General features: G+C 71.6%; 11 protein-coding genes. 9 read left to right on the top strand and 2 right to left on the bottom strand.

Annotation, left to right across the window (positions count from 1 at the left end; translation table 11 throughout):
• Positions 1–17: 17 nt before the first annotated feature.
• Positions 18–764 (bottom strand): peptidoglycan-binding domain-containing protein, encoded by a 747-nt coding sequence (locus OG392_RS34950; RefSeq protein WP_329286252.1) that lies wholly within the window; start codon positions 762–764, stop codon positions 18–20.
• 320 nt (positions 765–1,084) lie between these two features.
• Between OG392_RS34950 and OG392_RS34945 the strand changes: the two genes are divergently transcribed.
• From OG392_RS34945 to OG392_RS34910, 8 genes are all read left to right on the top strand, one after another.
• Complete coding sequence (locus tag OG392_RS34945; protein WP_329286250.1) at positions 1,085–2,311, top strand: helix-turn-helix domain-containing protein; 1,227 nt, start codon at positions 1,085–1,087, stop codon at positions 2,309–2,311.
• A 156-nt stretch (positions 2,312–2,467) separates the two neighbouring features.
• Positions 2,468–3,556: a peptidoglycan recognition protein family protein gene (locus OG392_RS34940; RefSeq protein WP_329286247.1), complete on the top strand. Its 1,089-nt coding sequence runs from the start codon at positions 2,468–2,470 to the stop codon at positions 3,554–3,556.
• 313 nt (positions 3,557–3,869) lie between these two features.
• Positions 3,870–4,292, top strand: a complete 423-nt coding sequence (locus tag OG392_RS34935; RefSeq protein WP_329286245.1) for a hypothetical protein — start codon at positions 3,870–3,872, stop codon at positions 4,290–4,292.
• 88 nt (positions 4,293–4,380) lie between these two features.
• Entirely contained in the window at positions 4,381–5,268 is an 888-nt protein-coding gene (locus tag OG392_RS34930; RefSeq protein WP_329286243.1) for a hypothetical protein, read from the top strand.
• Between the two features lie 128 nt (positions 5,269–5,396).
• Positions 5,397–6,350, top strand: coding sequence for a penicillin-insensitive murein endopeptidase (locus OG392_RS34925; RefSeq protein ID WP_329286241.1), 954 nt, complete (start codon positions 5,397–5,399; stop codon positions 6,348–6,350).
• Positions 6,351–6,381: 31 nt separating this feature from the next.
• Entirely contained in the window at positions 6,382–7,302 is a 921-nt protein-coding gene (locus OG392_RS34920; protein ID WP_329286240.1) for a peptidoglycan-binding domain-containing protein, read from the top strand.
• Between the two features lie 160 nt (positions 7,303–7,462).
• Complete coding sequence (locus OG392_RS34915) at positions 7,463–12,241, top strand: DUF6531 domain-containing protein (RefSeq protein ID WP_329286238.1); 4,779 nt, start codon at positions 7,463–7,465, stop codon at positions 12,239–12,241.
• Between the two features lie 22 nt (positions 12,242–12,263).
• The gene (locus tag OG392_RS34910) at positions 12,264–12,812 is read left to right on the top strand and encodes an SMI1/KNR4 family protein (RefSeq protein ID WP_329286236.1); all 549 of its coding nucleotides are present in this window, start codon (positions 12,264–12,266) and stop codon (positions 12,810–12,812) included.
• Between the two features lie 40 nt (positions 12,813–12,852).
• Here OG392_RS34910 and OG392_RS34905 read toward each other — a convergent pair whose 3' ends face one another.
• Positions 12,853–13,578 (bottom strand): peptidylprolyl isomerase, encoded by a 726-nt coding sequence (locus tag OG392_RS34905; RefSeq protein WP_329286234.1) that lies wholly within the window; start codon positions 13,576–13,578, stop codon positions 12,853–12,855.
• 232 nt (positions 13,579–13,810) lie between these two features.
• Between OG392_RS34905 and OG392_RS34900 the strand changes: the two genes are divergently transcribed.
• Positions 13,811–15,394, top strand: a complete 1,584-nt coding sequence (locus tag OG392_RS34900) for an FMN-binding glutamate synthase family protein (RefSeq protein WP_329286232.1) — start codon at positions 13,811–13,813, stop codon at positions 15,392–15,394.
• The last annotated feature ends 21 nt before the right edge of the window (positions 15,395–15,415 follow it).

The following is a 15,415-nucleotide window of genomic DNA, read 5'->3' as shown; positions in this document are numbered from 1 at the left end:
GGTGAACTCCTCTTTTTCTAGTACCAGTTGTGGGACTGCCAGAAGGACCACGCCCCGCACGGAGTGCTGTAGCGGGACTTGATGTAGTCGAGTCCCCACTCGATCTGGGTGGCCGGGTTGGTCTGCCAGTCGGGGCCCGCCGCGGCCATCTTGTCGCCGGGCAGCGACTGCGGGATGCCGTAGGCGCCGGACGAGGGGTTCGTCGCGTACACCTTCCACGTGCTCTCGCGGATCCAGAGGTTGTCGAGGCAGCCGAACTGGCCGCTCACGGACCACCCGTGCTCGCCGATCTTCCACTGTGCGGTGATCTTCACGGTACGGGCCACCCGCATCGCGTTCATGGTCGCGGTGCCCGCGACGCCGTCGGCGGACAGGCCGTTCGCCTGCTGCCAGGACGTCACCTTGGACTTGGTGCCGTCGCCGTAGGCGCCGTCGGCCGTGGCGCCGGCCTTGCGCTGCACCTCTTTCACCTTGTTGTGCAGGGCGAGTTCGGTGCGGCTGCCGTAGTCGCCGTCCTCGGCGAGCCCGTTGTCCTGCTGGAAGGAGCGGACCGCGGCGGTGGTCTGTGCGCCGTAGACGCCGTCGATCCCGCCGACCGACAGATAGCCGATGCCCGCGAGGTTGCGCTGGATCCAGGTGGTGGAGTCCAGGGCGTGCGCGGGGACGGCGGGCGCCAGCACGGCGAGCAGGGCGGCGGCCAGCACGAGCGCCGCCTGGGCGAGCGGCAGGCGGCGCCGGAGGTCCGGCGTTCGGGTGGGTATCACTCGGAGTCCTTGTCTTCGCGGTGGATCAGGGAGCGGCCGAAGTCATGGTGCTGCCGGGTTGGTCGCTTCGGAGCCTCTCGCGAGCGATACGGGACGGGACCGGGACGCGCGGGACGCCGGGGGCGTGCGGGACGGGATGGGGCGGGACGACTCATGCCACGCGGCCCCTTGTGGCGCAGATCACTCGCACGGGCCCTGGAGGTCTGTGAGTCCGCTGTTTCGCAGGTGTCCCGGTGTGACAAAGTCCTGCCGCAGGCAGCGGCAAGTTATTCATGAACTCCCTTGCCTGCAAGGGGGGTTCAACACGGGGGAGGCTTCGAATGACTGCTGTCGAGAAGCAGGACCGGGACGAGCGGCGTCGGCGGGACGCCGAACTCAGCGCCGTCCGCGAACGGGTCCTGGCGGGGATGCGCCAGATCAAGGAGGAGTTCGGTCTGAGCTACGGCCGGCTCGCCGAGAAGACGCACTACAGCCGCTCGTCCTGGGAGCGCTTCCTCAACGGGAAGCAGTGGCCGAGCCGAGCCGCGATCCAGCAGCTCGCGGACGTGGTCGGACAGGACCCCACGCCCCTGGTCGCCCTCTGGGAACACGCCGAGAAGCTGGCCCGGAGAAGCAGACGCGACGGAGCCGGACCAGAGGGCCGGGGGGAGCAGGAGCCGGAGCGGGGAGAGCGGGGAGAGCGAGAGGGGACGGACGGCCTGAGTGAGGGGCGGGACGAGGGCCGGGGCGCGACGGCGCCCGAACCGGAGGAGCCGACGGGCCCGGGGAAGCCCGTACGGGACGGGGAACCCGTACGGGAGAGGGGACCCGTACGGGAGGAGCGGCCCGCGCCGGGTGGCGCGCGGTCCTCGCCCCGAGAGCCCGACGGCGCCGACAGGCCCGCGCGGGCCGGGGCCGGTCCGGCCGCGGAGCCCTTCGGAGGCGCGGCCACGGCCCCCGGCGCCGCGCCGGATCCGGACCGCGGCGCCTGGCCCGGGCCCCGCCCCGCCGGACGGGTTCGGCCGCTCGTCCACATGGCGATCGGCGCGGTCGTGGGCGCCCTGGTCGTGATCGCCGTCCTCGGAGTGCGGTCCGCTCCGGACGGCGCGCGGTCGGACGCGGGCAAGCCGACGGTGAGCGGCGAGAGTTCGGGGGTGGTGACGGCCCAGGGCGCGGCCGAGCGCACGCCCGGCGCCGAGTCCGACCACCCCCTGCCCGGCTGCTCCGGGGAGTCCTGCCTCGGACGCGAACCGCAGACGATGAACTGCCAGTGGGACGCGAAGACCGTCCGGCTCCTCTACCTGCGCGGGCTGCGGATCCAGCTCCGGCACAGTGCCTCCTGCCAGGCGGTCTGGGGGCGGCTGGAGAACGGGGCGATCGGCGACGGTGTGATCATCACCGACAAGGGCAGCCGGACGGAGGAGTCCACCATCCGGGTGGACCGCGACACCTACACGCGGATGCTGTCGGTGGCCGAGTACCCCCTTTCGACCATCTCCATCTGCGGAGTGATCCCGAAGGTCAAGGAGCAGGAGTGCGACCCCTCGCAGGACGCCCCGCAGCCCTGAGGCGGTGACGCCGGGCGGGATCCCGGGGCGTCCCGAGAAGCCGACGCGCCCAAGTCTGAGGTGCGGGACTCGCTGATGGGACAGGGAGGTTGCTCATAGCATTCGGCCGCCGCTCCGCGTTGTGCGGGGCGGCTGCCGAACACATGGGGAGAGACGATGAGCGACCTGCCGATGCCGCGTCCGCGACGCCGCGCGCTGCTGTCCGGGGCCTTCGCCCTCGGTGCCGGAGCGGTCCTGGGGACCGCGCTGCCGGGGACCGCGCGCGCCGCCGCGGGCACCGCGCTCGCCGGACCGGTGATCTCCGGGTGCGTGGCCTGGAGCGCCCGCGAGCCGAGCACCCCGGTGAAGCTGCTGGCCACCGGACCGCAGAAGATCATCGTCCATCACACGGCGACCCCGAACAGCACCGACTACTCGCAGGCGCACGCCTTCGATCTGTCCCGGTCGATCCAGGCCGACCACATGGACGCGCGGGGCTGGATCGACTCGGGCCAGCACTTCACGATCAGCCGCGGCGGCTGGATCACCGAGGGCAGGCACTCCAGCGTCGCCGCGCTGGCCGCCGGTACCCAGCAGGTCGAGTCGGCGCACTGCACCAGCCAGAACACCGTCGCCGTCGGCATCGAGAACGAGGGCACGTACACGTCGGTGGACCCGCGGTCGGCGCAGTACGCGAAGCTGGTCGACCTCTGCGCGTACATCTGCTCCCAGTACGGGCTGCGCGCCTACCAGATCTTCGGGCACCGGGACTTCAACAACACCGAGTGCCCCGGCGACCGGCTGTACGCGCTGCTGCCGCAGCTCAGGGCCGACGTCGCCGCCCGGATCGGCGGCAGCCCGGCGTGGGGCGGCTGGCCGGTGGCGCGGCTCGGTGACTCGGGCGAGCGCGTCAGGTCGCTGCAGTACCTGCTCGACTCCCGGGGTGCCACGGTCGTGGCCGACGGCTCCTTCGGGCCGGCGACCGAGAGCGCGGTGCGTGCCTTCCAGTCGACCAACCGGGCCGGGGTCGACGGCGTGGCCGGAAACCAGACCTGGCACCAGCTCGCCAACCCGCTCGCGCGTGGAGCGCAGGGCGACGCGGTGAAGGCGCTGCAGGGCCAGCTCAACGCGCGCGGTCAGACGCTGGTCGTCGACGGCGGCTTCGGCCCGGGCACCGAGGCGGGAGTGCGGGCGTTCCAGACCTCGGCGAGCCTGTCGGCCGACGGCGTGGCGGACGCCCGCACCTGGAGCCGGCTGCTGGGCTGAGTGGCCGGTGTCCCGGTACGGGAGAGGGGGTGAGGCGGTCTCCCGCCTCACCCCCTCTCACGTACCCCGGGTTCCTGGCCTCCCGCTGCCCGTCCCTCCCCGTCCCTTCCCTGTTCCTGTCCCGTCCCCTCGTGTCCCCTCCCCCGCGTCCCGGTGGGCGCGCGTCCCGGGAGTGTCCCGAGTGGGCGATGGGACCTACGCATTCGCCGGTCGGCATGGTCAGGATTCCGCTGGGCCGAAAAAAGCGGCGGCCGGAACAGGCCCCTCTCGCACCGCCCGTCCCCACCACCCAACCGACCACGGGAGTCATGACATGCGTCGCATCCGCAGCACCACCCTCACCGCAGGTGCCCTCGCCCTCGCCGGTCTCGCCGCCACCTGCGTGACACTCGCCCCGGCGGCCTCCGCCTCGGCCCAGGCGTGCACGGTCACCACCCTCACCACCGGTGAGTACGAGTCGCAGGGCACCATCGCCACCAAGGCCTCCAGTGGCTGCGGTGACCTGAACCTGACCTACTCGTACAACTCCGGCAGCCGCACCTACGACCACTACGCCGGCCGTTACAAGAAGTCGTCCGGCTGGGTGACCGGCTCGAAGCGGTACGTCCAGGCGTCCGACGGCTCCCACAGCGTCAACGACTCGACCTACTGGCTCATCACCGGCCTCTCCGCCGGCACCCAGTTCAGCGTCTCCAGCCTGCTCGACGGCGGCGACACGGTCCGGATCACCCACTGACCCGCTCCCCGGCGGATCGGCAGTACGCCGCGGGGCCACCGGCATGACGGCCCCGCGGCGCCCGGACAACCGAGAGGCACGAAACACCGTGAAGAAGAGACCGATCACCTCGGCGGCCCTGGGCGCCGTCATCGCGGCGGCCGCCCTGACGGGCTGCGGGGGCGCCGCGCCCGGTCTCGCCACGGCGTCCCTCCCCACCGCGCCGGGCCCCGCACGGCCGCCGACGGTGGCGCGGGGCCTGCCTGCGGAGCGGGACCTGACGGCGATGGTGCTGCCCGCGACCGGTACGGACAGCAGGCTGACCCAGGGGCTCGACGGCTTCGCCCAACTGGTGGGCCACGCCCGGCTCCAGGAGTGCGCGGAGCGGGCGGGCGTGCGGCCCGCCGAGGTGCCGCCCCCCGTGTACATCGGCTGGTCCGACCTGCCCGACCTGGGCTTCATCGGGCGGCACGGCCTCACGATGAGCGTGCCCGCCCTGCCGTCGGCCTCCCCGAGCGGCCGGGCGGCGGGCCGGGCGGACCGGGCCGCGCAACAACGCTGCGAGGCGGAGGGCCGCGCCGCGGCCAAGGAGTTCAAGGACCTGTACTCGCCGCTCCAGTCGCTGTGGTGGCCGGAGGTCTCGGCGGTCCGGGACGACCCCCGGGCCCGCGAGGCCCTGCGGACCCTGCCCGGCTGCCTCACGCGGTACGGCGTCGAGGTCGAGGACGAGGACGGCTTCTTCGCCCTCGTCGACCGCACCGTCCAGGGCATCGAGGACGGGGCGGAGGCCGCCCGCGCCGACCGGGGCCTCGGGGCTGCCTACGCCGTCTGCATGGCCCCGGTGGAAGCGGTCCGGGAACCCCTGCGTGCCGCCCGCCGCACCGCCTTCGAGGCGGCGCACCGCGACGAACTCCGCGCGCTGGAACGCGGCCTGCTGCCGCGCATCCGGGAGCTGGAGCACAGGCACGGCCTGACCTTCGGGCACCCCGTCCCCTGAGCACGTCACGAGGACGTCCAGGGAGACATGCCGGGCACACCCCGCGCGCGTGACCCGCCTCGCGTCCCCCATCCCCTCAACCCATCGCAACCGAGCCCGACATGATTCGACACGAGAGGAATCGCACCATGCTCCGATCATCCGGTCTGCGCAAGCGGAGCGCACGGATCGCCCTGTTCCTCGCCCTGACCACGGCCCTGTTCGTCCAGACGGGCACCCCGGCCCAGGCGTTCGCGGGAGCGGCGTACCACCTGCAGAGCTCGGGCAACCGAGGCAGCGACGTCGTCGCCCTCCAGTACCTGCTGGGCGCGCACGGCCAGTCCGTGGCCGCCGACGGGGTCTTCGGCTCCGGCACGGCGACCGCCGTCAAGGCCTTCCAGAGCTCCCAGGGCCTGACGGCGGACGGCATCGTCGGCCCGAACACCTGGGGCAAGCTCGTCGCCACGGTGCGCCAGGGTGACAAGGGATCGGCCGTGAAGGCCGTGCAGCACCTGCTCAACGCCAAGCGTTCGGCGGGCCTCACGGTCGACGGCGACTTCGGCCCGGGGACCGCCACCGCGGTGAAGAACTTCCAGAGCCACGCGGGCCTCTCCGCCGACGGGGTCGTCGGCCCCGACACCTGGCGCAACCTGGTCTGGCACTACGAGCTGGTGAACTTCACCAACATCTGCGACCAGAACCCGGACGGCAACGCGACCGCGAACTGGGCCACCGCCGCGGCCGTCGGCCAGCTGGAGGCCGCAGCCGCGTCGTTCGCCTCGACCGGCCAGGGCAAGCTGCCGATGGGCGACGCGGGCTTCGAACACGGCGGCGACATCCCGGGCCACGCCAGCCACGAGGTCGGGCTCGACATCGACATCTGGCCGATCCGCACCGATTCCGCGCAGTGCTCGGCGGGCCGGATCACCTGGCAGTCCGGCACCTACGACCGGGCGGCGACCCGCCAGCTCGTGCAGGCGATCCGCGCGGCGGCCCCCGGGCACATCGAGGTCGTCTACTTCAACGACCCGACGCTGATCTCCGAGGGCCTGACCACGCAGTACCCGAACCACGACAACCACCTGCACGTCCGCTACCGCTGACACGGGCCGGCGCAGCACGCGAAGGAGAGACATGCGCAGACGCTTCCCGGCGCTGGTCGCCGCGGTCATCACCGCGATGGTGGCCGTCCTGCTCGGGCCGAACTCCGCCTCGGCCGCCACCTGGCCCGTCATCGCCAACGGCGACAGCGGGGCCCAGGTGACGACGATCCAGCACCTGCTCAACCACCGCGGGTACGCGATCGCGGCCGACGGCCGGTTCGGTCCCGCGACCGAGACGAAGGTCTCGGCGTTCCAGAGCGCCAACGGGCTCACGGCCGATGGCTCGGTGGGTCCGCTGACCTGGCCCAAGCTGGTCGCCACGGTGCAGAGCGGCAGCACCGGCAACGCTGCCAGAGCGGCCCAGACCCAGCTGAACCGTTACGGGTACGGCCTCGTCGTCGACGGTGCCTTCGGCACCGCGTCCACCAACGCCGCCAAGGACTTCCAGTCCAAGCACGGCCTGACGGCGGACGGCATCGTGGGCCCGAACACCTGGAACGCCCTGGTCGGCGGCTCCGGCAGCGGCGGGGGCGGCACCGGCCGCGCCCAGCTCGCAGCGTCGATCGACGCCAACTCCCGTATCTCCCTGCTCACCTATCACGTGAGCGGGGTCGTCGACGCCGACTCCACGGCCCAGGCGAACATCACCGACACAAAGAACGGCACCACCGCCGAGACCAGCAACTACGGCGACGTCGGCGAGCGCGAGGTGTGGCTCTCCACGGCCATGCTCAACGGCATGCTGAAGCTGGCCACGGAGCGGGGCTACACCTTCCTGGTCACCGAGATCGCGGGCGGCGACCACTCGTCGAACTCGAACCACTACAGGGGCATCGCGTTCGACGCGGACAACATGTCCGTCAGCAACGCCACCTTCGTCAGCGCCTGCCGCGCGTACGGCGCGACGGAAGCCCTGGACGAGGGCAACCACGTCCACTGCGCCTGGCAGTAGCCCGGAAGGCCGGAGAAGCGGCCGGCGCCCGCCCCGGGCGTCGGCCGCTTCGCCACCATCCGGACGAGAGCGAGGTCGCGTTGATCATGTGCGTCCTCCCGTGACAAAGTGTTCGCACTCGCATTCTGCGAACACGTTTACGCACGGGGGCTTTTCGACCATGGCTGTGACGGTGCCGGACTGGGCGGACACGCTGCTGGATCTGGTGGGGGTGAACTGGCCCAACGTCGACGAGGACGCGTACCGCGACATGGCGGACGCGCTGCGGGAGTTCGCGGACGACCTCGCCGACGACGGCCAGCTCGCCAACAACCACATGGAGCGTCTGCTGTCGTCGGGGCACGGCGAGGCGATGGACGCGCTCAACGAGCACTGGACCCAGGTCAAGGGCAAGCACCTCAAGGACATGGTCTCCGCTGCCCGCACGATCGCGGAGGCACTGGACCTCGCGGCGGGCGCGATCGAGGCCATGAAGTGGAAGGCCGTCGCGGAACTCGGGGTCCTGGCCGGGCAGACCGGACTCGCCATGGCGCTCATCCCGGTGACCGGTGGGCTGTCCGCGCTGCTCGGCGCGGGAGCGATCGCGTTCACGAAGAAGCAACTGCTGAAGCTGATCACACAGGCGATGGAGGAGGCCGTCGGCCACATCGTCTCCGTCATGACCGAGCCGGTCGTGGCCGCGTTGGAGAACATGGCGGCGGACCTGGTCGTCCAGGTGAGCATGGACGCGCTGGGCGTTCAGAACGGTGTCGACCTCGACCAGACGAAGCAGGCCGGCAAGGACGGCTTCGGCCAGGGGGTGCAGGGCGCCAAGGAGGGCCTGACGCTCGCCTCCGCCGGGGGCGGTGGCGGTGGCGGTGGCGGCAAGGGCAAGGGCTTCCACATCGAGCACGACGAACACGACCAGGCCGGCACGAGGCTGAACGGTGTCAGCGTCGGCATCCACGGCAGGACCGCCGGAAAGCTGACCAGAGCCAAGGGGCATCAGGGCCGCAACAAGGGCCGGGACGACATCGCCGACGCGCTGGACCCGGTCATCGAGAAGGCCATGGGCGCACTGGTGAAGTCCGCCAAGACCATGGGCGACCACATCGGCGAGACACTCCCCAAGGCCGTCACACAGATCTCCAAGGACCACAAGAACAACGACGACAACACCCGCGACCGCATCGCCCGTCAGCGCAAGGGCGACCACGACGAAGGCGGCGGGGGCGGCAAGCCGGGCTCCGGCGACCGACGTCGCGACGACGACGTCCGAACCCGGCCCAACGCCCTGCGCAACGCCCGCGGGGACGCACAGCGCAACAGCATCCCGCTGGACAGGACGCACTGCGAGGGTGACCCCATCGACGTGGCGACGGGAGAGATGATCCTGGCGCAGACCGACCTCGACCTGCCGGGTGTGCTTCCCCTGACCCTGCGCCGTGTCCACCTCTCGCAGTACCGCTACGGTCAGTGGTTCGGCCGCAGCTGGGCGTCCACCCTGGACGAGCGGCTGGAGGTCGATCCGACAGGGGGCGGGCTCATATGGGCCCGGGAGGACGGCAGCCTCCTGGTCTACCCCCGGGTTCCCGCCGCCGGCGACGATCCGGTCCTGCCCGTCGAGGGCCCGCGTCTGGCGCTGTCGCACAGCGAGGAAGCGGACGCCCGGACGACGTACCGCGTCACCGATCCCGACACCGGGCTCTCCCGGTACTTCACCGGCGATCCCTACGCGGCCTCCACCGCGTACTGGCTGACGGAGGTGGAAGACCGCCACGGCAACGGCGTCACCTTCGCCCGCCGCCCGGACGGCTCGCCGAGCGTCATCGCCCACGACGGCGGCTACCAGGCCCAGTTGGCCACCGACGGCAGCCGGATCACGGAGCTGTCCCTCCGCACCCCGACGGGTCCCGTCACTGTGCTGTCCTACGGCTACGACGAGCACGGCAACCTCTCCCGGGTCACCAACTCCTCCGGACTGCCGTCCCTGTTCGCGTATGACGGAGACGCCCGGATCACCTCGTGGACGGACCGCAACGACAGCACGTTCCGCTACGTGTACGACTCCGCGGGCCGCGTAGCCGAGACGGTCGGCCCCGACGGCATCATGTCCGCCACGCTGTCGTACGACCACGCCGACGAGTCCCACAGGACCACCCGTTACACCGACTCCACCGGGGCGACCACCGCGTTCCGGTTCGACGCCCGTTACCGCCTCGTCGCGTGGACGGACGCCCTCGGCCACACCAGCACCAGCTCGTACGACGAACACGACCGCGTCGTCTCCGCCGGCGACCCGCTCGGGGCGACCGTGCGCATCACGTACGACGACAAGGGACGCCCCACGAGCGTCCTGCGGCCCGACGGGCGGATCACCAGCGTCTCGTACAACGAACTCGGCCTGCCCGCCACCGTGACCGAGCCGAACGGCGCGACCTGGCACCACCGGTACGACGAGCACGGGAACCGCACCATGCTCACCGACCCCGCGGGCGCCCGCACCACCTACACCTCCAACGGACGGGGCGCCACCACCTCCGTCACCGATCCTGTCGGCAACACGGTGACCATCGAGCGCGACCGGGCCGGACTGGCCACCGCTCTGACGGACCCCACCGGAGCAGTCACCCGGTGCGCCTACGACGCGTTCGGCCGGCCGGCAGAGGTCACCGACCCGCTCGGCGGAGGCACGCGGCTGACCTGGTCCGTCGAAGGCGCTCTGACCTCGCGCACCTCCTCCGCAGGCACCGCCGAGCAGTGGGCGTACGACGGTGAGGGCAACTGCCTCCGGTACACGGACCCGTCGGGCCGGACCACCGCGTACGCGTACACCCACTTCGACCTGCCGACCGAGATCAGGAACCCGGACGGCACGCGAATCGGCTTCCGTCACGACTCGGAGCGGCGGCTCGTCGCGACCACCGACGCCCGTGGGCTGACCTGGGGCTATGCCTACGACGCGACCGGCCGGCTGATCGCCGAGACCGACTACGACGGCAGCACCACCTCGTACGCCTACGACGCGGCGGGCATGCTCACCGGCCGCACCAACGCGCTGGGGCAGACCACCGGCTACCGCTACGACAGCGTCGGAAACCTCGTCGAGAAGGACATCGCCGGTCACCTCGTCCACTACGCGCACGACGCCGACGGACGCCTCCTGCGGGCCGAGTCACCCGAGTCCGTCCTGGAGTACGCCTACGACGCGGTCGGCCGCGTCGTCGCCGAGACCGTCGACGGCCGGACCGTGGCCACCACCTGCGACGCCGCCGGCCGCCGGCTCACCCGCACCACGCCGTCCGGGACCGTGACCCGGCAGTCCTACGGCGAGGCCGGCCACCGCGACGCCCTCACCGTCGCCGGACGGACCCTGCGGTTCACCTACGACGCCGTCGGCCGCGAGATCACCCGGACCCTCGAGGACGTCTTCCGCCTCGCCCACACCTGGAACCCCGTCGGCCGGCTGGAGGCCCAGGTCCTCGCCCCGTCCGCCCCCGCGACCGAGGACGGCGCCACCGCGGCCGACCGCCGCAGGGAGCGTCGCTACAGCTGGGACCAGGACGGGCGACTGCTCGCCGTCACCGGCTCCCGGGCCACACGACGCGCCTTCTCCCTCGACGGCACCGGGCGCGTCACCGCCGCCGAGGGGCCCGGATGGCAGGAGAACTACGCGTACGACGAGGCGGGCAACCAGCACCACGCCTCCTGGCCCGCCACCATGCCCGGGGCGGAGGCCACCGGCGGCCGGCGGTACGAGGGCAGCCGACTCGTCGGCGCGGGGGCCGTGCGCTACGAGTACGACGCCCAGGGCCGCGTGGTGCTGCGTCAGAAGACCCGGCTGTCCCGCAAGCCGGACACCTGGCGTTACGCCTGGGACGCGGAGGACCGCCTCACGGGCGTCACCACCCCCGACGGGACCCGCTGGCGCTACCGGTACGACCCGCTCGGCCGCCGCGTGGCGAAGGAGCGGCTGGCAGCCGACGGCACGTCCGTCGTCGAGGAGACGTTGTTCTCCTGGGACGGCAGCACCCTGGTCGAGCAGACCACGCGGGGCCGGGACACCGCCGAAGCGGTCCATCTTACCTGGGAGCACGACGGCTACCGGCCGCTGCTCCAGGTCGAGAGCAAGTCGGCCGCCGAAGCCCCGCAGGACATCGTCGACCAGCGCTTCTTCGCCATCGTGACGGATCTCGTCGGCACGCCGACCGAGATGGTCGACGAGAACGGGCACATCGCCTGGCACAGCCGCAGCACCGTCTGGGGCGTCACCGTGTGGAACCGGGACGCCTCCTCGTACACACCACTGCGCTTCCCCGGCCAGTACTACGACCCGGAGACCGGACTCCACCACAACTACTTCCGCCACTACGACCCGGAGACCGCGCGCTACCTCACGCTCGACCCGCTCGGACTCGACCCCGGCCCCAACCCGTTCGCCTACGTCGACAACCCCTTCACCCTCCAGGATCCGCTCGGCCTGACCCCGTGCGACGAGAACGACCCCACCTGGGGCGGCCGCGTCCGGTTCAGCACCGGACCGGGCGGCCGGTCCGGCACCATGCGCGCGAGGATCGAACCGGGAATGACGGGCGGCAAGACCAAGCCGCCGACGAACGTCGTCGGTTACCAGAAGTACAAGGGCTGGAACAAGACCCACCTGCTCGGCGCCCAGATCGGCGGCTCCAACAAGGACACCCGCAACTTCGTGGCCATGCACCGGAACGCCAACAGCCCGGTCATGAAGGCGATCGAGGACCAGATCCGGCACGCCGTGGACAAGAACAACGAGACGATCAACTACACAGTGACCCCGATCTACCGGACCAACGACCCGACGGACCTGGTCCCGATCGGCCTGTCGATCCACGCCACCGGAAACAAGGGGTTCCAGTTCACCCCCTACGAAGGCGCGTCCCCGACCAACCACATCACTATCCTGAACGTCCCCAAGCCCTGAGCCCTCTCCCGGAGACACCCTGATGCACCCTGACGTGGAACAGCTCACCCGCCTCGTCCCCCCGCCGGCGGAGCGCCGGCCGAGGGCCTGGCCCGAGGTCGAGGCCCGCCTGGGCAGCGCCCTGCCGGAGGACTTCAAGGACCTCGTCGACGCCTACGGCGGGGGCGTCTTCGACGAGACGATCTGGATCCTGGAGCCCGACTGCGCCGACCCCGACTACGACCTCCTGGCCATGAAGGGGGAGCGCGCCGAGGTACTGGCCCGGCTGTGGGAGATCGGCCCCGAGCCCCGTCCCGAGCAGCTGGAGGACGACGGCGCGGGGCTGCTCCCCTTCGCGTACATCGAGGGGACGGGCGCCTACCTCTACTGGCTCACCGGCGAGAACGTGCGCCCCGAGGACTGGACCGTCCTGGCGAACGCGGGCCGCGGACCGGAGTGGGAGCACCACCCGGTGCCGAGTGCCCGGTTCATCCTCTCCGTGCTCACCGGAGAGATCCACTCCGACATCCTCGACAACCTGCCGGCCGACGACCACACCTTCGACCCGAACGACGAGATCCTGGGCGGCTGACGGGCGGGGCGCACAGGGGTGCGCTCTCCGACGCGGTGCGTCAGTGCCGACAGGACAGCCGGACGTGCAGCAGCTCCGTCCGCAGTGCGGGGGTGCCGTCGACCGGTGCCGGGTCCTCCGCCGTCGGCTCGATGCCTCCGGCGGCGACCTTGTCGAGCGTCACCAGACCGGCGGGGCCGACCGTGCCGAACACCGTGTAGTTCGGTCGCAGCGCGGAGTCGCCGTAGACGACGAAGAACTGTGAGCCGTTCGTGTTCGGGCCGGCGTTGGCCATCGCCAGCAGGCCGCGTCCGTAGAGCCGGCGCGTGCCCGTGGGATCCGTGGCCGCGGGCGGCAGGTCCACCGGGAGTTCGTCCTTGTACTTGTACCCGGGCCCGCCCTCACCGGTGCCGGTCGGGTCGCCGCACTGCAGGACCTTCAGCGTCGGGTACGCCGTCAGGCGGTGACACACCGTACGGTCGTAGAAACCGTGCCGTGCCAGGTGCAGGAAACTCTGGACCGTGCACGGCGCCTTGGCCCGGTCCAAGCGCAGCGGAAGCGGGCCCTGGCTGGTCGGAACAGCCAGGTCGACCGTGCCGCGATCAGGGGTGCGCCGTGGGTCGGGCGGCAGCGGGACACGGCGCGCCGGCGGCTCGTCCGGGGTCTGGCTGTACTGGCAAGGACCGTGCGTGGTGCGCGGCGGAGCACTGTCGGAAGCGGTGGCGACGCTCCCGCCGGTCACCACCAACGCCGCGGCCGCGAATGCACTGATCAGTGCTCGTCTCATCTTGCACACCCTTCCGATCATCTCCAGGTCTTGGAGCGGTCGCAGTCTAGGGCGCGGTGTGACCCGCGGGAGTGGGATTTCCGGCCGATCAGCCTGCCCCGAGCCCCAGCTCGTCCGGGGTGACCTCCTCGCACGACAGGAAGGAGTCTCACTCGGACATCGCGCTTCCGCTCCCCTCGTCACTCCCGCCCCTCCGTGCTTGGCTCAGCCCATCCGGGACAGACGGCCGTCCATGGTGAAGATTCTTCCCGTGGCACTCGCCGCGCTCGCCTCCGGCCTGCTGGCCCTCGCCGTGTCCCCCTGGTGGTGGTGCGCGGCCGGCCCCACCCTGCTGCTCGCGGCGGTCGCCTCGTACGACCTCGCGCAGCGGCGTCACTCGATCCTGCGCAACTACCCGGTCCTGGGACACCTGCGGTTCGCGATGGAGTCGATCCGTCCCGAAGTGCAGCAGTACTTCGTCGAACGGAACGTCGACGGCGTGCCCTTCGATCGCGACACCCGCTCGATCGTGTACGAACGCTCCAAGGGGACGGACGGCGAGGACCCCTTCGGAACCGAGCTGGAGCTGGAACAACCCGGCACCGAGTACCTCGTCCCCTCCATGGCCCCGCTCCCTGTGCCGACCGCGCCGCCGAAGGTCCGGATCGGGGGCCCCGGGTGCGACCGGCCCTACGACATGGCCCTGCTCAACGTGTCGGCGATGAGCTTCGGTGCCCTCTCCCACCGGGCGATACGCGCCCTGAACGAGGGGGCCCGGCGCGGCGGCTTCGCGCACGACACCGGCGAGGGCGGGATATCGGAGCACCACCTCTCCCCCGGCGGGGACCTCGTCTGGGAGATCGGCACGGGATACTTCGGCTGCCGCGGCGAGGACGGCGGCTTCGACCCGCGCCAGTTCGCGGAGAAGGCCGCACTCGACCAGGTCGCCTGCGTCCTGCTGAAGATCAGCCAGGGCGCCAAGCCCGGCATCGGAGGCGTCCTGCCCGGCTCCAAGGTCGGCCGGGAGATCGCCGCTGTCCGGGGTGTCCCCGAGGGCCGCACCGTGATCTCGCCGCCGTACCACCGCGTCTACCGGACTCCCCGGGAACTGGTGCGGTTCCTCCACCACATGCGGGAACTCTCCGGGGGCAAACCGGTGGGCTTCAAGCTGTGCGTGGGATCGCGCCGCGAATTCCTCGCCGTCTGCAAGGCGATGCTGGAGGAGGACATCACGCCCGACTTCATCGTCGTCGACGGGGCGGAGGGCGGCACCGGGGCCGCGCCGCTGGAGTTCGCGGACACCGTCGGCCTTCCCCTCACCGAAGGCCTGACGACGGTCCATCGCGCGCTCGTCGGCGCGGGCCTGCGCGACCGGATACGGATCGGCGCCTCCGGCAAGGTGGCCACCGGAAGCGACATCGTCAAGCGGCTGATCCAGGGCGCCGACTACACGAACTCGGCCCGGGCCATGATGTTCGCGCTCGGGTGCATCCAGGCACAGCGCTGCCACACCAACACCTGTCCCGTCGGGGTCGCCACCCAGGACCGCAGGCGCGCCCGGGCCCTCGACGTCGAGGACAAGGCACGGCGCGTCCAGCGCTTCCAGGAGGCGACGGTCAAGAGCGCCCTGCAGATCATGGCGGCCATGGGCGTCGACGATCCGAGCGGACTCGGGCCCGGGATGCTCCTGCACCGGGTGGGACCGGACGCCGTCCGGTCCCATGCGGAGCTGTACGCGCCCCTCGAACCGGGGCAGCTCCTCTCGGCCGCATCGATGCCGGCCGCGTGGGCAGGCGACTGGAACGCGGCTCATCCTGACCGGTTCACGCTCTCGTGAACCGTCCGACGTCCTTCCGGA

Source organism: Streptomyces sp. NBC_00691, from assembly GCF_036226665.1.
GTDB lineage: Bacteria > Actinomycetota > Actinomycetes > Streptomycetales > Streptomycetaceae > Streptomyces.
Note: the sequence above shows the minus strand (reverse complement) of the source record. Positions and strands in the feature narration are given on the sequence as shown.